Below are 18,870 nucleotides of genomic sequence, written 5' to 3' on the forward strand. Positions count from 1 at the left end.
CGTCGGCGGCATGACCCGCTTCGTCGCCCTGCTCCGGGGAGTGAACGTCAACGGCCGCACCGTCCGCAGCGCGGACCTCGCCGCCACCGTCGAGAGCGTCGGCGGCACCGCCGTCCGCACCGTGCTCGCCAGCGGCAACGCCGCCTTCGACTCCGACCGCGCCGCCGCCGAGCTGAAGCCCGCGCTCGAGGCGGCCCTCGGCGAGCGCTTCGGCTACGACGCCTGGATCGTCCTCGTGACGCAGGAGGCGCTCGCCGCGGCGGCCGCCGCCTACCCCTTCGAGCGGATCGACGAGACCGCGCACCCCTACGTCGTCTTCGGCTCCGACCCCGCCGCCCTCGACGCGGCCGAGACCGCGATCGGCGCGACCGACCCGGCCGTCGAGCTGCTGGCCCGCGGCGACGGCGTCCTCTACTGGCGCTGCCCGAAGGGCTCCTCCACCGACACCCCGGCGGCGAGGATCCTGGCGCGCGCCGTCTTCCGCTCGACGACCACGACCCGCAACCTCCGCACCGTGGAGAAGCTCGTCTCGGCCTGAGATGCGGATCGCCCAGCCCTTTCGGGCTGAGAGACTGCACATTCTTTGGTTAGGCTGTCCTTAGTGCCCGGCGTCCACAGCCCGCCGCGCCTCACGACCACAGCCTTCCGAAAGGGAACAATGCCCCGCGCCACCAAGTCGCTCGCCCTCGTCGCGACCGCTCTGCTCACCGTCGGCCTCGCCGGCTGCTCGTCCGCCGCGACGGGATCGGAGGGCGCCGACTCCGGCTTCACCCCGATCACCATCGAGCACGCGCTCGGCACCACGACCATCGAGTCGCAGCCGGAGCGCGTCGCGACCGTCAACTGGGCCAACCACGAGGTCCCGCTCGCGCTCGGCGTGGTCCCGGTCGGCATGGCCGCCGCGAACTTCGGCGACGACGACGGCGACGGACTGCTCCCCTGGGTGTCCGAGAAGCTCGACGAGCTCGGCGGCGAGACCCCGGTCCTCTTCGACGAGACCGACGGCATCGACTTCGAGGCCGTGGCCGACACGCAGCCCGACGTGATCCTCGCCGCCTACTCCGGCCTCACGCAGGAGGACTACGACACGCTGACCGAGATCGCGCCGGTCGTCGCCTACCCCGACACCGCCTGGGGCACCTCCTGGCGCGACACCATCACCTTCAACAGCGAGGCGATGGGCATGGCCGACGAGGGCGCCGCGCTGATCACCGAGCTCGAGGGCGAGATCGAGGAGAAGGTCGCCGCGCACCCGCAGCTCGCCGGCACCTCGGCGATGTTCCTCACCCACGTCGACCCGACCGACCTCAGCCAGGTCAGCTTCTACACGACGCACGACACCCGTCCGGCCTTCTTCGAGGACCTCGGCCTGACCACTCCGGACAGCATCGCGACCGCGTCGGCGACCACCGAGGCGTTCTCGCTCACCCAGAGCGCCGAGCAGGCCGACGCCTTCAACGACGTCGACGTCATCGTCACCTACGGCGACGACGAGCTCGTGAGCACGCTCAAGGCCGACCCGCTGCTCTCGCAGATCCCGGCCGTGGCGAACGACGCCATCGTGCGCCTGCCCTCCACGCCGCTGGGCACCGCCGCGAACCCGACCCCGCTGTCGATCTCGTACGTCCTCGACGACTACCTCGCCATGCTGGCCGAGGCCGCGGACAAGGCGGCGTGATCACCGTCACCCCCGACCCCGCGTGATCCTCACCGCACCTCCCGCCTCGGGTGCCGCCACCGTGCGGCGCCCGAGGCGTCTGCGCGCCCTCTGGCTGCTGGTCTCCCTCCTGGTGCTGGCCGCGGTGGGCGTGCTCTCGGTGATGATCGGCTCGCGCGACGTGAGCTGGAGCGACGTGGTCGCGGCGCTCGGCGGCTCGACCGACGGCTTCGCGCAGGCCGCGGTCGCCAAGCGCATCCCGCGCACCGTGCTCGCCTGCGTGGCGGGGGCGGCCCTCGGAGTCTCCGGCGTCCTGATGCAGGGCGTCACCCGCAACCCGCTCGCCGACCCGGGGATCCTCGGCGTCAACACCGGCGCCTCGCTCGCGGTCGTCACCGGAATCGTCTTCTTCGGCCTGTCGACCGCGACCGGGTTCATCTGGGTCGCGATCGGCGGCGCCGCCGTCGCGGCCGTCTTCGTCTACGTGGTCGGGTCGCTCGGGCGCGGGGGAGCGACGCCGCTCAAGCTCGCGCTGGCCGGCGCCGCCACCTCCGCCGCGCTCGTCTCGGTGATCAGCGCGATCGTCCTGCCGCGCGCCGACCTCTCGGGCGGCATCCGCTCGTGGCAGATCGGCGGAGTGGGCGGCGGGGGCTTCGACAGCATCGGCAAGGTCCTGCCCTTCCTCGCCGCCGGGCTCGCGCTCTGCGTGGTCTCGGCGAAGAGCCTCAACACCCTGGCCCTCGGCGACGAGCTGGCCGCCGGCCTCGGCGAGCGCGTGGCCCTCGCCCGCGGCGCCGCGGCCCTCGGCGCCGTCGTCCTCTGCGGAGCGACCACCGCGATCACCGGGCCGATCGGCTTCGTCGGCCTGGTCGTCCCGCACGCCTGCCGCCTGATCGTCGGCGTCGACCACCGCTGGCTGCTGCCCTTCTCCGCGGTCGCCGGAGCCGTCCTCCTCACCACCGCCGACATCGCCGGCCGCATCGTCGCGCGCCCGAGCGAGATCGACGTCGGCATCATCACCGCGCTGATCGGCGCCCCCGTCTTCATCGCGATCGTGCGCCGGCAGAAGGTGCGCGAGCTGTGACCGCCGTGCAGTCCCGGCCCGCCGCCCGCCCGGCCGCGCCCACCACCACCGCCCTCGCCGTCGCGGTCGGCCGTCGTCGCCGCGGCGCCCGCCGCCGCCTCGTGGTCGCGGTGCTCGTCGCGCTCCTCGTCCTCGTCTTCGCCGTCTCGCTGATCGTCGGGCAGACGGTCTACTCGCCGTCCGAGGTCGTCCGGGTGATCCTCGGCGAGCAGGTGCCCGGCGCCTCCTTCACCGTGGGGCGGCTGCGCCTGCCGCGCGCGATCCTCGGCGTGCTCGTCGGCCTCTGCTTCGGCCTCGGCGGCGTCGCCTTCCAGACCATGCTGCGCAACCCGCTCGCGAGCCCCGACATCATCGGCATCAGCGCCGGAGCCAGCGCCGCCGCGGCCTTCGCGATCGTGACCCTGTCGCTCGGAGCGACGCAGGTCTCGGTCGTCGCGATCCTCGCGGGCCTGCTGGTCGCGCTGGTCGTCTACGCCCTCTCCTATCGCAGCGGAGTCGCCGGCACCCGGCTGATCCTGATCGGCATCGGCGTCGCCGCGATGCTCGACAGCGTCACCGCCTACGTGCTCTCCCGCGCCGCCGCGTTCGACTACCAGGAGGCGAGCCGCTGGCTCACCGGCAGCCTCAACGGCGCGCGCTGGAGCGAGGTCGTGCCGGTGCTGATCGCCCTGGTCGTGCTCACCCCGGTGCTGCTCTCCCGCTCGCGCGACCTCTCCGGCACGCAGCTCGGCGACGACACCGCCTCGGCGCTGGGCATCCGGGTCAACCGCACGCGCCTCGTCGTCATCGTCGCCGCCGTCGGCCTGATCGCCTTCGCCACCGCGGCCGCCGGCCCGATCGCGTTCGTCGCCTTCCTCTCCGGCCCGATCGCCGCCCGCCTGGTCGGCCCCGGCCGCTCGCTGCTGATCCCCTCGGCCCTGGTCGGCGCCCTGCTCGTGCTCGTCGCCGACTTCGTCGGGCAGTACGCGCTGGGCCTGCGCTACCCGGTCGGAGTCGTCACCGGCGTCCTCGGCGCGCCGTACCTGATCTACCTCATCGTCCGCAGCAACCGATCGGGAGGGTCCCTGTGACCGCCGAGCACACCCTCACCGTCGAGTCGCTCACGCTGGGCTACGGCGACCGCACCGTCGTCGACGGCCTCGACCTCGTCGTCCCGCCCGGCCGGATCACCGCGATCGTCGGCGCGAACGCCTGCGGCAAGTCGACCCTCCTCCGCTCGATGTCGCGCCTGCTCGCCCCGCGCGCCGGCACCGTGCTGCTCGACGGCAAGGCGGTGCACCGGACGCCGGCCAAGCAGCTCGCGCGCACCCTGGGCCTGCTGCCGCAGTCGCCGATCGCTCCGGAGGGGATCACCGTCGCCGACCTCGTCGGCCGCGGCCGCCATCCGCACCAGGGCATCCTCAGCCGCTGGAACGCGCACGACGACGAGGCCGTCGCCACCGCCCTCGACGCGACCGACACCGCCGCCCTCGCCGACCGCGCCGTCGACGAGCTCAGCGGCGGCCAGCGCCAGCGGGTCTGGATCGCGATGGCCCTCGCGCAGGAGACCGACCTGCTGCTGCTCGACGAGCCGACCACCTTCCTCGACGTCAGCCACCAGGTCGAGGTGCTCGACCTCCTCGTCGACCTCAACCGCAGCCGCGGCACCACGGTCGTGATGGTGCTGCACGACCTCAACCTCGCGGCCCGCTACGCCGACCACCTCGTCGCCCTCGCCGGCGGAGCGGTGCACGCCGCCGGCACCCCCGCCGACGTGCTGACCGAGGACACCGTCCGCGCCGTCTTCGGCCTGGACAGCCGCATCATCACCGACCCGACCTCCGGCACCCCGCTGATGCTGCCGCTCGGCCGCCACCGCCTGACCGGCGGCCCGAGCGAGGCCGATCTCCAGCCCCTCGGCTGACCCCTGCTCCGCCGCGCCGACCGGACGCCCACCGGGCCCCGCGGCCGGAGCAGCCCCCGTCCCGAGTCGTCTCGCGGGCCGCACTCCGACCGAGTGGACACGGAACGGGGCCCGGCGTCGTGTCGGAGCCCGTTCCGCGTCCACTCGCGGCCGAGCGCCTCGAAAGGTGCACGCGAGGAGCTGGACGCCGGCGGAGCGGAGCTCCTCCCCAGGCGCGTGATCGCCGAGCTCTCCACGAAGTTCAAGCCCACCCTGGCTCTTGAGTGGAAGGGTGGGCTGGAATACCCTGATGACCAGGCCGCAGAAGTACCGCGACGTCACGAGGTTCCTCCGCTCGCGCGGGTGGGAGCGCACTCGGCAGCGAGGGAGCCACGAGACGTGGAGCCCGGCCGGGGGCGGGGCGACCGTCACCCTCGTGCAGCACCGGGGCGAGGTCTCGCCCGGTGTCGTCCGACAACTGCAGGCGGTCTTCGCGGACACCCCGAGCGATTGGAACCGACCATGACGAGCGGACCCCGGGTCCTCGCGGCCCGCGCCTACCGGGACGGCACTCCCTGGTGGACGATCGAGATCCCCGAGCTGACGTCGATCGCCCCGAACGGAGCGGAGATCGTCGCGACCGGAGGCGCGGTCTCGACCCGCGGCATCCAGGCCGCCGCCCGCGAGCTCGCCGCCGTGCACCTCGACGTCGGCGTCGACGACGTCGAGGTCAGCGTGACCGTCGAGGCGCCGCCCGAGGTCCTGGCGCGGTGGAACGAGGGCGCCCGCGCCGAGGAGGAGGCGCGCGCCGCGCTGCGGCACGCGGGCGAGCTCCGCCGCGAGGCCGTCCGCGCCCTGCGCGCCGACGGCTACACCGTCGAGGCGGTCGCGGCCGCCCTGCGGATCAGCCCCGCACGCGTCTCGCAGCTCACCGCCGTCCCCGACGCGGGGGACGCGCTCGACAGGACCGCCTGACGCCACCGCGGAACGAAGGCCGAGCGTCCGGGATCGCCGTGGAATCGGCGGATCCGGTCGTCCGGCCGTCGTCCTGCGGGCGACTCCGCGGGCACCGGCGCGCGCAGGGCGCGCAGACCCTCCGAGACGGGGGAGGCCGGACGTGCAAACGGTTCCAGACAGCGACCGGGGGGCGTATACGATACCTGCTGTCCGCGCGGACGGCCTGTCGACGGCGGAGCCCGACGCACCCGTGCCCCGACCAGAGGTCCTCACCGCTGTGACTGCTTCCCCGACGCGCCCCGACGCCTCCGCCCTCCGCCGGGCCCGGGCGCTGCTCTTCGACCTCGACGGGGTGCTCACCCCGACCGCCGACGTGCACATGCAGGCCTGGGCGCGCCTCTTCACGCCCTACCTCGAGTCGCGCGGCGTCGCCGAGGGCTACACCGACGCCGACTACTTCCGCTACATCGACGGCCGACCGCGCTACGACGGCGTCCGGGCGCTCCTCGCCTCCCGCGGCATCACCCTCCCCGAGGGCTCGCCGAGCGACGACCCAGCGCTCGAGACCGTCTGCGGCCTCGGCAACCGCAAGAACGACGCCTTCAACGCGACCCTCGCCGAGAACGGCGTCGCCCCCTACCCGGGCTCGCTCGCCCTGGTCGACGCCGCGATCGCCGCGGGCGTCGAGGTGGCCGTGGTCACCTCCTCGCGCAACGGCGTCCCGGTGCTCGAGGCCGCGGGGATCCGCGACCGCTTCGACGTCGTCGTCGACGGGCTGCTCGCCGCCCGCGACTCGATCGCCGGCAAGCCCGCCCCGGACACCTACCTGCACGCCGCGCAGCTGCTCGGCCTCACCGCCGCCGAGTGCGTGGTCGTCGAGGACGCCCACTCCGGAGTCGCCGCCGGCCGCGCGGGCGCCTTCGGCCTCGTCGTCGGAGTCGACCGCGGCGTCGGCCGCGACACGCTGCTCGAGCACGGCGCCGACATCGTCGTCGACGACCTGGCCGAGCTGCTCCCCTTCCTCCCCTCCGCCCCCGCCCCCGAGGACGCCGCATGAACCCCATCACCTCCGACCCGCTCGACCGCAACCGCTTCCCGGTCGACGAGTGGGCTCTGATCGAGACCGAGTTCGCCACCGAGCTGCAGGGACGCACCGAGACCCTCTTCGCGACCGGCAACGGCTACCTGGGGCTGCGCGGCAACGTCGAGGAGGGCCGCGACGGCTACGCCTACGGCACCTTCATCAACGGCTTCCACGAGACCTGGCCCATCCGGCACGCGGAGGAGGCGTTCGGCTTCGCCCGCGTCGGCCAGACCATCGTCAACGTGCCCGACGCGAAGATCATCCGGCTCTACGTCGACGACGAGCCGTTCGTGCTCAGCGAGGCCGACGTCCTGGCCTACACGCGCCGCCTCGACTTCGCGAACGGCGTGCTCACCCGCGAGCTGGAGTGGCGCACCCCCTCCGGCAAGCGCGTTCTGATCCGCTCGCGCCGGCTGGTCTCCTTCACCGACCGCCACCTCGCGATCCTCGACTACGAGGTCGAGATGCTCGACCACGACGCCTCCGTGCTCATCTCGAGCCAGATCCTCAACCGCCAGGACGGCGTCGACGAGTACCACGCGCCCTCGGGCAGCGAGGCGGCCGGCTTCGACCCGCGGAAGGCCGAGTCCTTCGAGGACCGCGTGCTCCAGCCGAGCCTCAAGCGCGTCAGCGGCACCCGCTACCTGCTCGGCTACCGCACCACCAACTCGCGGATGACCGTCGCCTGCGGCGCCGAGCACGTGCTCGAGACCGACAACGAGTGGGACCAGACCTCCCAGATCGACGACGACCTCGCCAAGCACGTCTACCGCGTCAAGGCGAAGGCCGGCGTGCCGGTGCGCCTGATCAAGACGCTGACGTACCACACCTCGCGCGGCGTCCCCGTGCGCGAGCTCGCCGACCGCTGCGACCGCACGCTCGACCGCGCCCGCGAGACGCCGGTGGAGGAGCAGTTCACCAAGCAGCGCGAGTGGCTCGACGACTTCTGGGCCCGCTCCGACGTGCGGATCGACGGCCAGTCCGCGATCCAGCAGGCCACCCGGTGGAACCTCTTCCAGCTCGCCCAGTCCACCGCCCGGACCGACGGCGGCGGCGTCGCGGCGAAGGGCGTCTCGGGCTCCGGCTACGGCGGCCACTACTTCTGGGACACCGAGGTCTACGTCCTCCCGTTCCTCAGCTACACCGCACCGCTCGTGGCGCGGAACGCCCTGCGCTTCCGCCAGAACATGCTCGAGGCGGCCCGCTCCCGCGCGGCCGAGCTCAACCAGCGCGGCGCGCTCTTCCCCTGGCGCACCATCAACGGCCAGGAGTCGTCGGCGTACTACGCCGCCGGCACCGCGCAGTACCACATCGACGCCGACATCTCGTATGCGCTGATGCAGTACGTCGCCGCGACGGGCGACGACGACTTCCTCGCCCGCGGCGCCATCGACATCCTGGTCGAGACCGCGCGGATGTGGGCCGACCTGGGCTTCTGGCGCAGCAACGGCGACGACCACTTCCACATCCACGGCGTCACCGGGCCCGACGAGTACACGACCGTCGTGAACGACAACCTGTACACGAACGTGATGGCGCGCTCGAACCTCCGCGCCGCCGCCCGCGCCGTCGAGCTGCTGAAGGCCGTCGAGCCGTCGGCCTACGAGCGGATGGTCGCCCGGCTGCTGCTGGACGAGGACGAGGTCCTCGAGTGGGCCCGCGCGGCCGACAAGATGCACATTCCCTTCGACGAGCGGGCCGGCATCCACCCGCAGGACGCGGCCTTCCTCGAGAAGGAGCTGTGGGACCTGGAGAACACCCCGGCGACCAAGCGCCCGCTGCTGCTGCACTTCCACCCGCTGGTGATCTACCGCTTCCAAGTGCTCAAGCAGGCGGACGTCGTGCTCGCCCTGCTGCTGCAGGGCAACGAGTTCACGGCGGAGCAGAAGCGCGCCGACTTCGAGTACTACGACGCCCTGACCACCGGCGACTCGACGCTGTCGGCGGTCGTGCAGTCGATCATCGCGGCCGAGGTCGGCTACAGCGATCTGTCGCGGCACTACTTCCTCTCGGCGCTGTTCGTCGACCTCGCCGACCTGCACCGCAACACCGCCGACGGCATCCACGTCGCCTCGACCGGCGGCGTCTGGAGCGCGCTGGTCTACGGCTTCGGCGGGATGCGCGACCACGGCGGTCGGATCACGCTCGACCCGCGCCTGCCCGACGACTGGGACCGCCTGATCTTCCGCATCACGCTGCACGGCACGCGGGTGCGGGTCGAGGTGACCCAGGCCGAGGTGCTGCTGACCGTCGAGGACGGCGACGCAGCGGCGATCACCGTCCGCGGCGAGCGCGTGCACGTCGAGGCCGGCAACCCCGTCCGCGTCGACCTCGGCCACCAGGGCCCGCGCCTCGTCGGCGCCCCCACCACCTCCGACATCGAGGGCACCCGCCGCTCCGACGGCACCGTCATCACCGCCTCCATCCCCACCATCTCGATGACCCCCGAGCCCGAGGTCCTCACCGGCCCGTAGCCGCCATGGAGGCGCCGCCCCGCGGCGCCCCGCTCCTCTCCATGCTGATCGAGCAGCCCGCTCCGCAGGCGTATCGAGATCTCCCGCCGCAGACACGTGAGGTCTCGATACGCCCCTCCGGGGCTACTCGACCAGCATGAACGTGCCGCCCTGCAGTGTGCCGCGCCCCTTTCTCCCTGCTGATCGAGTAGCCCGCGTCGCGGGCCGCTCCATGCTGATCGAGTAGCCCGCTTCGCGGGCGTATCGAGATCTCCCACCGCAGAGACGGCGGCCTCCATCCGCCCCTCCAGGCCTGCTCGACCACCCCGGAGCCCCCACTCCCCACGCGCCCCGACGCGCCTGCGAGCCGCCCCCACCGCGCTCCGCTGCTAGCGTCACCCGATGATCATGAGCAACCCTCGCGTCCCCCCGCACGTGCCGACGACCGTCGCCGTCGTCAGCGACTACGCGCTCGACTACACGGGCGGCGCGCAGACGGCCATGGTCGCGGAGGGCCGGGCCCTCGTGCAGGCGGGCCTGCGCGTGCTGCTCGTCGTCCCGCGCTCGGACACCACCCTCCCGCTCGCCGGAATCGACGTCCGCCCGATCCCGGCGGTGCGCATCCCGGTCGTCCAGCTGCCGATCGTCCGCAGCAGCCGGCGCACCCGCGCGCTGCTCGAGCGCCTGTTCCGCGACGAGGACGTCCGCACGGTCCACGTGCACTCCGAGTTCGGCCTCGCGGTCGCCGCCCTGGCGGTCGCCGAGCGACTCGCGATCCCCTCGATCGCCACGGTGCACACCTTCTTCTGGCGCGGCGTGCCCGGACTCGCGGGGCGACTGCTGGCTCCGCTCGCCGCCGCGCACGTCGCCGCCGTGACCGGCCGCCGCCCGCACCCGAGCCGAGACGCGAGGGACGACCGTCTCGGCGCCCTCCTCCGCGACGTCACGCGCAGCGCCGCCGCCCGCGCCGACCTCGTGATCTCGCCGTCGGCCCATCAGGCCGAGGCGCTCCGCCGCTCCGGACTCTCACCGGTCGCGGTGCTCCCCAACACCGTCGTCCCCCGCGACCCCCACCCCGCCGACTCCGACCCCGACGACTCGGACCCCGCCGACAGCGGACCGGCCGACTCCGCGGACAGGACCGGCCCGCTCCGCCTGCTCTAGTCGGCCGGTGCGCTCCGGAGAAGCGGCTCGTGCCGTTCCTCGAGTCCTGCCTCGCCGTCCTCGCGCGAGACCCCGGAGCCCTCGCCGTCGAGGTCGTCGGCACCGGCCCCGAGCTCGCGCGCGCCCGCCGCCTCGCCGCGGGATCCCCGGCGATCGTCTTCAGCGGCTTCGTCGAGAACCGCCTGATCGGCGACGCCGTCCGCCGGTCCGACCTCGTCGTCCTCACCTCGTTCGGCTTCGACAACCAGCCGATGGTCGTCGTCGAGGCGCTGCAGGGCGGCCGCGGCGTCCTCCACGTGGACCCCGCCCTCACCGAGGGCCTCGACGGCCCGGGGCTGCTCGCCCCCGTGGAGCCCGCCGCCTTCGCCGAGCACCTCGAGCGGCTCTGCCGCGACCGCGCCCCGGTCCGCGCCGCCGCCGCGGCGGCCCGCCGGGCCTTCGCCGGCTTCGCGCCCGAGGCGCACGCCCAGGCGCTCCTCGCCCTGCACGCCGCGGCGCGCGAGATCGCCGCCCGTCGCGCTTCAGGCCGCTAGCGCGACCGGGCGCCGCGACCGCGCAGAGCGACGGTCGTCAGGCCGAGGCGACCAGCGCGCGCACCGCGGAGGTGAAGAACGCGAGCCCGTCCACGCCGGAGCGCATCGCCGCCGGGGTGTCCGGGCCGAAGCCGGGCTCGACCGCGTGCTCGGGGTGCGGCATCAGGCCGACGACGTTGCCGCGCGCGTTCGCGACCCCGGCGATGTCGTTCATCGAGCCGTTCGGGTTGGCGCCGAGGTAGCGGAAGACCACGCGGCCCTCGCCCTCGAGCTCGGCGAGCGTCTCGGCCGAGGCGATGTAGCCGCCCTCGCCGTTCTTCAGCGGGATGGTGATCTCCTGGCCGGCCTCGAAGTCGCTCGTCCACGCGGTGGAGGCGTTCTCGACGACGAGCCGCTGGTCGCGGCAGACGAAGGAGCCGACGTCGTTGCGGATCAGGCCGCCGGGCAGCAGGTGCGCCTCGGTCAGCATCTGGAAGCCGTTGCAGATGCCGAGCACGGGGGTGCCGGCGTTCGCGGCGTCGATGACCTCGCGCATGATCGGCGAGTGCGAGGCGATGGCGCCGCAGCGCAGGTAGTCGCCGTAGGAGAAGCCGCCGGGCAGCACGATCGCGTCGACGCCGTCGAGGTCGTGGTCGCCGTGCCAGAGGGCCACGGGCTCCGCGCCGGCGAAGCGGACCGCGCGCTGCGCGTCGCGGTCGTCGAGCGAGCCGGGGAAGGTGATGACGCCGATGCGCATGCTCACGCCTCCGGGTAGTGGATGCCGACGACGTCCTCGATCACCGAGTTCGACAGCATCTCGTCGGCCAGCGCGGCGACGGAGGCGCGGACCTCGTCGGTGACCTCGTCGACCGTGATCTCGAAGCGCTTGCCGACCCGCACGCCCGTGACGGCGGAGTGGCCGAGGCGCGAGAGCGCGCCGGCGACGGCCTTCCCCTGCGGATCGAGCAGCTCGGCCTTGGGCATGACTTCAACGACGATCGTGGGCACCGGGTTCTCCGAGGGTCTCGAGGGCTGTGCGGATCTCCGCGGGCCCATCGTACCCGCCCGGCTTTCCGGCGATCCGCCGCCCGATGGACGGGGGCGGATCGGCCCGGTCAGGCCGCCGCGGTCACCCGCAGCGTGTTCGCCCACGGGTCCTCGAAGGACAGCGTGCGCCCGTCGTCCGCCGTCGCGACGCTCGCCGCGCGCAGCCGCTCGCCGAGGGCACCGAGGTCGTCCGCCGCCGGCACCACGATCTCGACCTGCCCGAGTCCGAGGGCGAGCTGCCGCCGCCCGGCGCCGAGCGAGTTCCAGGTGTTCATCGCCATGTGGTGGTGGTAGCCGCCTGCCGAGACGAACAGCGCCTGACCGCCGTACGCGATCGTCGTCTCGAAGCCGAGCCGGTCGACGTAGAACTCCTTCGCCGTCGCGACGTCGCCCACGCTCAGGTGCACGTGCCCGACCGAGGCGCCGCCGAGCCGAGGCTGCGCGATCGCCTCCTCGGTCAGGTGCTCGCGGAGGAAGGCGTTCGGGTCGAGGAAGAGCGTCGACATCTCGATCCGCCCGTGCGTCCAGGACCACTGCGTGCGGTCGCGGTCCCAGTAGAGCTCGACGCCGTTGTGCTCCGGGTCGTCGAAGTAGAACGCCTTGCTCACGAGGTGGTCGGAGCTGCCGGTGAAGGAGCCGGGGTGCCGGGTCGCGACGCTGTGCACGGCGGCCGCGAGCGCCGCCTCGGTCTCGAAGAGGATCGCGGTGTGGAAGAGCCCGGCGCTGCGCGGGGCCGCGTGCCGCAGCTCGGGGGCGTGCTGGAGGATCACCGCCGGGACGCCGCCCCGGCCGAGGACCGCGACCGAGCCGTCCTGCGAGAGCAGGTCGAGCAGGACGGCGTCGCGGTAGTAGGCGACCATCCCGTCGAGGTCGGCGACGCGCAGCGTGACCGCCCCCATCACGGTGTCGGGGGCGAGCAGGTCGGGGGAGGAGGTGGTCATGCCGGTCATGCTAGGTCCAACTCAGTTGTAGCCACAACTATTTCCTCCTCGAAGAACGAGCCGGCGGAGCGACGTCTCGGGTTCATAGGATCGGCATAGCTCCCGTCCAGCCCGCGCGAGGCGGAGGGTCGTCGAATGGACTCCGGTCGCCGTCAGGGGCGGCCCCGGCCACGAGGACGAACCATGAACGAGCGACACGAATCCGACGGCGCCGAGCGCGAGCCCGGCACCGACTCCACCCCGGTGGACCCCGGCGCCGAGGAGCGCCGGGCGCTGCGCACCGACGACCGCCGTCGGCGCCGTCGTGCGCTGATCGCCGGCGGTGCCGGGCTCGCCCTGCTGATCGGCGTCACGGCCGGGGGTGTCTCGCTCGCCGGCGGCGCGGAGTCGGGCACCGCCGCCTCGTCCAGCACGGCCACCACGACCGTCTACCCGGGCGGCTCCCGCGGCTCCTTCGGCGGAGGCATCGTCGTGCTGCCCTACTCCGGGGGCTCGTCGACCTACGGGTACGGCAGCGGATCGGTCCCCGGCTACGGCTCCGGCTCGTCCTCCACCTCCACCTCCACCTCCACCTCGACCTCGACCGACGCCGTCGCCGCGAGCGCTGCGCAGACCGCCGGCGTCGTCACCATCACCTCCGACCTCACCTACCAGGGAGCGACCTCCGCCGGCACCGGCGTCATCCTCACCTCGGACGGCATGATCCTCACCAACAACCACGTCGTCGAGGGCTCCACCAGCATCACGGTCACCGTCGAGTCGACCGGCCGGGAGTACACCGCCCGCGTGGTCGGCACCGACAAGACGAACGACATCGCCGTGCTCCAGCTCGAGGGCGCCTCGGGCCTCACCCCGGCGACGCTCGACACCGACGGTGTCGCGGTCGGCGATGCGGTCACCGCGGTGGGCAACGCGAAGGGCACCGGCAACCTGGTCGCCGCGGCCGGCACGGTCACCGCGCTCGGGCAGAGCATCACCACCCAGTCCGAGGCCGGCATCACCGGCGAGTCGCTGACCGGGCTGATCCAGGTCGACGCCGACATCGTCGCCGGCGACTCCGGCGGCCCCCTGGTCGACGCGTCCGGCGCCGTCGTCGGCATCGACACGGCCGCCTCGAGCGGGACGGCGGACATCACCGGCTTCGCCGTCCCGATCTCCACCGCGCTCGACATCGTGGCCGGGATCGAGGCGGGAGCCGACACCGCGACCATCGAGATCGGCTACCCCGCCTTCCTCGGCGTCTCGCTGTCCTCGGGCACCGCGGGCGGTGCCTCCGGCGCGGTCTACGGAGTCCCGTCCACGTCCACCGTCGCGGGCGCCCTCATCGCGGGCGTCATCGAGGGGACTCCCGCGGCCGACGCGGGGCTCGCCGCCGGCGACGTCGTCACGGCGGTCGACGGCACCGCTGTCACCTCGGCCGACGCCCTCTCCGCGGCCCTCGCCCAGCGCGAGCCCGGCGAGTCCGTCACCCTCACCTGGACCACCGCCGCCGGCACCTCGCAGTCCGCCGCGGTCACCCTCGTCGAGGGCCCGGTCGCCTGACCAGATGCCGGTCGAGCAGCGGCGTATCGAGACCCACGTGTCGATGACGGTGGATCTCGATACGCACCCTGCGGGCGCTACTCGATCAGCATGGATCGCGTGCTCTCGGGGGAGTCACGTCGCGGCGCCCCCCTTCATGCTGGTCGAGCAGCCGCGCAGCGGCGTATCGAGACCCGCCCACCGCACCGCGCGCCCGCACCCCTCGCGACGCGCCGTTGTTTTGAATAACTCAACACAACTCGGTAGCCTTGTCCCCATGACGATGACGGACGACCGCCTGCGAGCCTCCGGGCTCAAGGCCACCGCCACCCGGCGGGCCGTCCTGCTGGCGCTCGAGGGGCACCCGCACTCCGACGTCGACCAGATCCTCGCGCGGGTGCGCGGCGATCTGCCCGACACCTCGGCGCAGGCCGTGTACGGAGTGCTCGCCGCGTTCACCGAGGCCGGCCTCGCCCGCCGCATCGAGCCGGAGGGTCACGCCCGCCGCTTCGAGCTGCGCGTGGGCGACAACCACCATCACGTCGTCTGCCGCAGCTGCGGCGCCGTCGCCGACGTCGACTGCGTCGTCGGCCACGCTCCCTGCCTGCACCCGTCCTCGTCGAGCGGCTTCGCCGTCGACACGGCCGACATCACGTTCTGGGGCACCTGCCCCGACTGCCTCGCGCAGGCCGAGACCCGGCCCGCGCCCGCCATCACCGCCGCGGAGGGCCCCACCGGTCCCCGCCGACAGGAGGACTCATGACCGAGGAACGATTCACGACGACCGACGCCGGAGCGCCCGTCGCCAGCGACGAGCACTCGCTGAGCGTCGGAGCCGACGGCCCCATCGCTCTCCACGACCACTACCTCCTCGAGAAGCTGGCGCAGTTCAACCGCGAGCGCATCCCGGAGCGCGTCGTCCACGCCAAGGGCGGCGGCGCCTTCGGCCGCTTCGTCACCACCGGCGACGTCAGCGCCTACACCCGCGCCGCGCTGTTCCAGCCCGGCGTCGAGACCGAGATGCTCGCGCGCTTCTCCACCGTCGCCGGCGAGCAGGGCTCGCCCGACACCTGGCGCGACCCGCGCGGCTTCGCGCTGAAGTTCTACACGAGCGAGGGCAACTACGACCTCGTCGGCAACAACACCCCGGTGTTCTTCCTCCGCGACGGCATCAAGTTCCCCGACTTCATCCGCTCGCAGAAGCGCCTCCCCGGCACGCACCTGCGCGACCACGACATGCAGTGGGACTTCTGGACCCTGTCGCCCGAGTCGGCGCACCAGGTCACCTGGCTGATGGGCGACCGCGGCCTGCCGAGCTCGTGGCGGCACATGGACGGCTTCGGCTCGCACACCTACCAGTGGGTCAACGCCGCGGGCGAGCGCTTCTGGGTCAAGTACCACTTCAAGACGAACCAGGGCATCGAGATCCTCAGCCAGGAGCAGGCCGACCAGATCGCGGGCGAGGACGCGGACTTCCACATCCGCGACCTCTCGGCCGCCATCGACCGCGGCGACCACCCCTCGTGGACCCTGTCGGTCCAGGTGATGCCGTACGCCGAGGCCGAGTCCTACCGGTTCAACCCGTTCGACCTCACCAAGGTCTGGCCGCACGCGGACTACCCGCTGATCGAGGTCGGCACGATGACGCTCGACCGCAATCCGGAGAACTACTTCGCGCAGATCGAGCAGGCGACCTTCGCCCCCTCGAACTTCGTGCCCGGGATCGAGGCCAGCCCCGACAAGATGCTGCTCGCGCGCATCTTCAGCTACGCCGACGCGCACCGCTACCGCGTGGGCACCAACCACGCGCAGCTGCCGGTCAACGCGGCGAAGTCGCCGGTGCACTCGTACTCGAAGGACGGCGCGATGCGCTTCGACTTCCAGCGCTCCGAGCTGCCCGTCTACGCGCCCAACACGACGGGCGGCGCGCACGCCGACCCCGCCCGTGCGGCGGAGGGACCCGGCTGGGAGACCGACGGCGCGCTCACGCGGGCCGCGGCGACCCTGCACCCCGAGGACGACGACTTCGGCCAGGCCGGCACGCTCTACCGCGACGTCCTCGACGACGACGCCAAGGCGCGCCTCGTCGCCAACATCGCCGGCCACGTCTCCAAGGTGACCCGCCCGGAGCTGCGCCAGCGCGTGCTCCAGTACTGGGCGAACGTCGACAGCTCGCTGTCGCAGCGCGTCGCCGAGGCCCTCGAGCCGTCCGCCCCGGGTGCGGACGTCTCGCCGGAAGAGGTCGGCATCCACGCCTGACCTCCGGAGCGCGGTCCCCGGGTGATCACTCCCGGGCACCGCGCTCCTCCGCCCGGTCCCCCCGGACCGAGCGCCCACGAGCAGCGGGCGGTGCGGGCTGTCGCATGCGGCCCCGCACCGTCCGCTTCCCCGTTCGAGTCGTCCCCGCCCTCCGGCACGGGAGTCTCAGCCCGGGAAGCCGAGGCGCCGCTGCCACTCGGCGAGCACCTCCCCAATGACGTCGAAGAGCTCCGCACCCCGGTGCGGAGCATCGATCTCGGTGCTCGTCACCCGCACTCCGGTCGGCAGGATCTCCACGATCGCGGCTCCCGACGCGGCGATCGACCGCTCGTGCCCGGGCCCCGCGAGGACGTCGGTGCGATTCGCCGAACCGGGTGCGACCACCACCGGAGCCGCGTTCGAGGTGTCGACGAAGGCGTGGTGCCAGTGCCCCGCCAGCACCGCGAGCAGCCTCGACCCGGCGACGGCCTCCCAGAAGTCGTGCGGATTCGCGAGTCCCATCCGCCGGTGCAGGGGAGTGACCGCCTCGATCGGCGGGTGGTGCAGCACCACGACGGTCGGGGCCGACGGGTCCGCGGCGATCCGCTCCCGCAGCCACGCGAGCGTCGGCTCGGCGAGCAGCCCCCAGGACGCTCCGCCCGGAACGGACGAGTCCAGGACGAGGATCCGCACCCCGCGCACCCGGACCTCGGTGTTCCACGGCCCGTCCGAGCCGAAGCCCTCCCGGTCGTCGTGATTGCCGAGGGCGAGCACCAGCGCGGCGCCCTTCTCGGCGCACCATTCCTCGAGCCGTGCGCGGAGGACCCGGTACGACTCCGGATCCCCGTCGTCGGTCAGGTCGCCCGACACCACGACGGCATCGAGGTCGGCGACGGCCGAGTGCGCGGAGAGCAGCGCCTCGAGCGCGGCGCGCGGATCGACGATGCGGTTGTACCGCGCCGTCGGGTCGGCGAGGAGGTGAGTGTCCGAGAGGTGGAGCATTCGCAAGGTGCGGGGAGCCCGCTCCTCGAGGACCGCGTCCGCCCGCTCTCCCGCCGCCTCGATCCGCTCGGCGTTCCGCTCGTCGGGACCGTCGGTCCAGGCGATCGCCTCCTCGAGGGTCTTGCCGAAGCGGAGATGCCGGGCGACGAGTCGCCGTCGGCGCAGCGTCGGCTCGATCCGCAGGTGCAGTGTGAGGTCGAGCAGGCCGGCGACCTCGGCCCACCCGTCGTCCTCGAGCAGCAGGTAGTTGCCCTCGACCAGCACGATCGTCCGCTCGCCGACGGGGAGTGGGAGCGCATCCGGCACGGGCTCCTCGATCGAGCGGTCGAAGGCGGCGACCCGCACGACCTCGCCCGGGCGAGCGGACCGCAGTCTCCGCACCGCCCGGACGAAGCCGTCGACGTCGAAGGTGTCGGGAGCGCCCATCCGATCGCGCCGGCCGAGTTCGCGCAGGCGCTCCTGGGGGAGGTGGTACCCGTCGAGCGGGAGGACGAGAGCACCGGGGATCCGGGTGCGGAGCCGCTCGGCGATCGTGGACTTGCCGGCGCCGGGCGATCCGGTGAGTCCGACCAGCAGGAGCGGGCGGTCCTCGCCGGCACGAAGGATCGCGGTCACCGCCTCGTCGATCGAGGTGAGGGCGGGGCGGGACTCGGGTCGGGACCGATCGGGGCGTGGCATGCGCCCATTCTCGTCAGGGGACGAGCGCCCCTCCCGGTGCGTCGTCCACTCCGTGGAGAGTGGCGGACATCCTTGCCATGGGGAGGAGAGCCGATGGGGACGCCGATACGCGACACGCCCGGGATGAGCGGTTCCGGGCCGCCGGTTTGACAGCACCCGGAACGAGCCGTAACTTATTCCAAGTCGCCACACAGGCCGCAGGGAAACGGAAGAAACGAGCTCCGCTGGAGCACGGTTCGACGTCCCGGCCTCATTCGGCACCATCCACTCGGTAAGACAGTCCTTCGGGTCACGTCTGCCGCACGGATGTAAAGCCTTCGCAGGATCCATCGGATCCGGCACCTTCGCCGCCCGGCGACGGACTCAGGTCCGGAACCGAGCAACGTCGGAGCGCCTACGAGCGTTTCGGCAGGGCGGAAAAGCCGGACTTGACACGGCCTGCGGATGTGCTAAGTTAGTCAAGTTGCCACGGCGGCTGAGAGAACAACTTCCTCAGCTTAGCGAAGTCTACTGACTAAGGCAACATCTTCGATCACTTCCGTTGTGAAGCACCTTCTGTGGTGTGGAGGCGGAATGTGTCCGATTCTTGAGAACTCAACAGCGTGCACTATGTTCAATGCCAAATTTATAACCCCGTCCGGGTCTTGTGA

The 18,870-nt window shown here is 72.8% G+C and carries 17 protein-coding genes and 1 pseudogene; 14 read left to right on the plus strand and 4 right to left on the minus strand.

The window, feature by feature from the left end:
• The first annotated feature begins 10 nt into the window (after window positions 1–10).
• The 11 genes and pseudogenes from HQQ82_RS15105 to HQQ82_RS15155 all read left to right on the plus strand — a co-directional run.
• Window positions 11–538 carry a DUF1697 domain-containing protein gene (locus HQQ82_RS15105; RefSeq protein ID WP_173234619.1) on the plus strand — a complete coding sequence of 176 codons (528 nt, stop codon included), beginning with the start codon at window positions 11–13 and terminating at the stop codon, window positions 536–538.
• Window positions 539–658: 120 nt separating this feature from the next.
• On the plus strand, window positions 659–1,678 hold the full coding sequence (locus HQQ82_RS15110) for an iron-siderophore ABC transporter substrate-binding protein (RefSeq protein WP_173234621.1): 1,020 nt from the start codon (window positions 659–661) through the stop codon (window positions 1,676–1,678).
• Between the two features lie 22 nt (window positions 1,679–1,700).
• The gene (locus tag HQQ82_RS15115; protein ID WP_173234623.1) at window positions 1,701–2,741 is read left to right on the plus strand and encodes an iron ABC transporter permease; all 1,041 of its coding nucleotides are present in this window, start codon (window positions 1,701–1,703) and stop codon (window positions 2,739–2,741) included.
• Window positions 2,738–3,811 (plus strand): FecCD family ABC transporter permease, encoded by a 1,074-nt coding sequence (locus tag HQQ82_RS15120; protein ID WP_367947945.1) that lies wholly within the window; start codon window positions 2,738–2,740, stop codon window positions 3,809–3,811. Before HQQ82_RS15115 ends, HQQ82_RS15120 begins: the two co-directional genes overlap by 4 nt.
• Window positions 3,808–4,644 carry an ABC transporter ATP-binding protein gene (locus HQQ82_RS15125; RefSeq protein WP_173234625.1) on the plus strand — a complete coding sequence of 279 codons (837 nt, stop codon included), beginning with the start codon at window positions 3,808–3,810 and terminating at the stop codon, window positions 4,642–4,644. Before HQQ82_RS15120 ends, HQQ82_RS15125 begins: the two co-directional genes overlap by 4 nt.
• Before the next feature lie 289 nt (window positions 4,645–4,933).
• Window positions 4,934–5,149, plus strand: a complete 216-nt coding sequence (locus HQQ82_RS20660; protein ID WP_173234627.1) for a type II toxin-antitoxin system HicA family toxin — start codon at window positions 4,934–4,936, stop codon at window positions 5,147–5,149.
• Entirely contained in the window at window positions 5,146–5,598 is a 453-nt protein-coding gene (locus HQQ82_RS15135) for a hypothetical protein (protein WP_173234629.1), read from the plus strand. Before HQQ82_RS20660 ends, HQQ82_RS15135 begins: the two co-directional genes overlap by 4 nt.
• A 259-nt stretch (window positions 5,599–5,857) precedes the next feature.
• Window positions 5,858–6,637 (plus strand): beta-phosphoglucomutase family hydrolase, encoded by a 780-nt coding sequence (locus tag HQQ82_RS15140; RefSeq protein ID WP_173234631.1) that lies wholly within the window; start codon window positions 5,858–5,860, stop codon window positions 6,635–6,637.
• Window positions 6,634–9,138, plus strand: a complete 2,505-nt coding sequence (locus HQQ82_RS15145; protein ID WP_173234633.1) for a glycoside hydrolase family 65 protein — start codon at window positions 6,634–6,636, stop codon at window positions 9,136–9,138. The genes HQQ82_RS15140 and HQQ82_RS15145 overlap by 4 nt, the downstream gene beginning before the upstream one ends.
• 381 nt (window positions 9,139–9,519) lie before the next feature.
• Window positions 9,520–10,281, plus strand: a complete 762-nt coding sequence (locus tag HQQ82_RS15150; RefSeq protein ID WP_173234635.1) for a glycosyltransferase family 4 protein — start codon at window positions 9,520–9,522, stop codon at window positions 10,279–10,281.
• Window positions 10,282–10,292: 11 nt separating this feature from the next.
• Window positions 10,293–10,814: pseudogene (locus tag HQQ82_RS15155) on the plus strand (glycosyltransferase); the annotation flags it as partial.
• A gap of 37 nt (window positions 10,815–10,851) precedes the next feature.
• Here the strand turns inward: HQQ82_RS15155 and purQ are convergent.
• The 3 genes from purQ to HQQ82_RS15170 form a co-directional block, all read right to left on the minus strand.
• Window positions 10,852–11,550: a phosphoribosylformylglycinamidine synthase subunit PurQ gene (purQ, locus tag HQQ82_RS15160; RefSeq protein ID WP_173234716.1), complete on the minus strand. Its 699-nt coding sequence runs from the start codon at window positions 11,548–11,550 to the stop codon at window positions 10,852–10,854.
• Window positions 11,551–11,552: 2 nt separating this feature from the next.
• On the minus strand, window positions 11,553–11,801 hold the full coding sequence (gene purS / locus HQQ82_RS15165) for a phosphoribosylformylglycinamidine synthase subunit PurS (protein WP_173234639.1): 249 nt from the start codon (window positions 11,799–11,801) through the stop codon (window positions 11,553–11,555).
• Window positions 11,802–11,908: 107 nt separating this feature from the next.
• The gene (locus HQQ82_RS15170; protein ID WP_173234641.1) at window positions 11,909–12,790 is read right to left on the minus strand and encodes a VOC family protein; all 882 of its coding nucleotides are present in this window, start codon (window positions 12,788–12,790) and stop codon (window positions 11,909–11,911) included.
• A 174-nt stretch (window positions 12,791–12,964) separates the two neighbouring features.
• Here HQQ82_RS15170 and HQQ82_RS15175 point away from each other — a divergent pair, with 174 nt between their 5' ends.
• The 3 genes from HQQ82_RS15175 (at window position 12,965) to HQQ82_RS15185 (ending at window position 16,561) form a co-directional block, all read left to right on the plus strand.
• The gene (locus tag HQQ82_RS15175; RefSeq protein ID WP_173234643.1) at window positions 12,965–14,323 is read left to right on the plus strand and encodes a S1C family serine protease; all 1,359 of its coding nucleotides are present in this window, start codon (window positions 12,965–12,967) and stop codon (window positions 14,321–14,323) included.
• 256 nt (window positions 14,324–14,579) lie between these two features.
• Entirely contained in the window at window positions 14,580–15,065 is a 486-nt protein-coding gene (locus HQQ82_RS15180) for a Fur family transcriptional regulator (protein WP_216848617.1), read from the plus strand.
• Window positions 15,062–16,561: a catalase gene (locus HQQ82_RS15185; protein ID WP_173234645.1), complete on the plus strand. Its 1,500-nt coding sequence runs from the start codon at window positions 15,062–15,064 to the stop codon at window positions 16,559–16,561. The genes HQQ82_RS15180 and HQQ82_RS15185 overlap by 4 nt, the downstream gene beginning before the upstream one ends.
• Before the next feature lie 165 nt (window positions 16,562–16,726).
• Here HQQ82_RS15185 and HQQ82_RS15190 read toward each other — a convergent pair whose 3' ends face one another.
• Window positions 16,727–18,220 carry a metallophosphoesterase gene (locus HQQ82_RS15190; RefSeq protein WP_173234646.1) on the minus strand — a complete coding sequence of 498 codons (1,494 nt, stop codon included), beginning with the start codon at window positions 18,218–18,220 and terminating at the stop codon, window positions 16,727–16,729.
• Window positions 18,221–18,870 lie beyond the last annotated feature (650 nt).

It is taken from the genome of Rathayibacter sp. VKM Ac-2856, assembly GCF_013205055.1.
Taxonomy (GTDB): domain Bacteria; phylum Actinomycetota; class Actinomycetes; order Actinomycetales; family Microbacteriaceae; genus Rathayibacter.

Coding starts and splice junctions, on each gene's coding strand:
- HQQ82_RS15185 (WP_173234645.1), top strand. CDS start 15,062: ATGACCGAGGAACGATTCACGACGACCGACGCCGGAGCGCCCGTCGCC.
- HQQ82_RS15110 (WP_173234621.1), top strand. CDS start 659: ATGCCCCGCGCCACCAAGTCGCTCGCCCTCGTCGCGACCGCTCTGCTC.
- HQQ82_RS15170 (WP_173234641.1), bottom strand. CDS start 12,790: ATGACCGGCATGACCACCTCCTCCCCCGACCTGCTCGCCCCCGACACC.
- HQQ82_RS15145 (WP_173234633.1), top strand. CDS start 6,634: ATGAACCCCATCACCTCCGACCCGCTCGACCGCAACCGCTTCCCGGTC.
- HQQ82_RS15180 (WP_216848617.1), top strand. CDS start 14,580: ATGACGATGACGGACGACCGCCTGCGAGCCTCCGGGCTCAAGGCCACC.
- HQQ82_RS15135 (WP_173234629.1), top strand. CDS start 5,146: ATGACGAGCGGACCCCGGGTCCTCGCGGCCCGCGCCTACCGGGACGGC.
- HQQ82_RS15190 (WP_173234646.1), bottom strand. CDS start 18,220: ATGCCACGCCCCGATCGGTCCCGACCCGAGTCCCGCCCCGCCCTCACC.
- HQQ82_RS15105 (WP_173234619.1), top strand. CDS start 11: ATGACCCGCTTCGTCGCCCTGCTCCGGGGAGTGAACGTCAACGGCCGC.
- HQQ82_RS15175 (WP_173234643.1), top strand. CDS start 12,965: ATGAACGAGCGACACGAATCCGACGGCGCCGAGCGCGAGCCCGGCACC.
- purQ (WP_173234716.1), bottom strand. CDS start 11,550: ATGCGCATCGGCGTCATCACCTTCCCCGGCTCGCTCGACGACCGCGAC.
- HQQ82_RS15150 (WP_173234635.1), top strand. CDS start 9,520: ATGATCATGAGCAACCCTCGCGTCCCCCCGCACGTGCCGACGACCGTC.
- HQQ82_RS20660 (WP_173234627.1), top strand. CDS start 4,934: ATGACCAGGCCGCAGAAGTACCGCGACGTCACGAGGTTCCTCCGCTCG.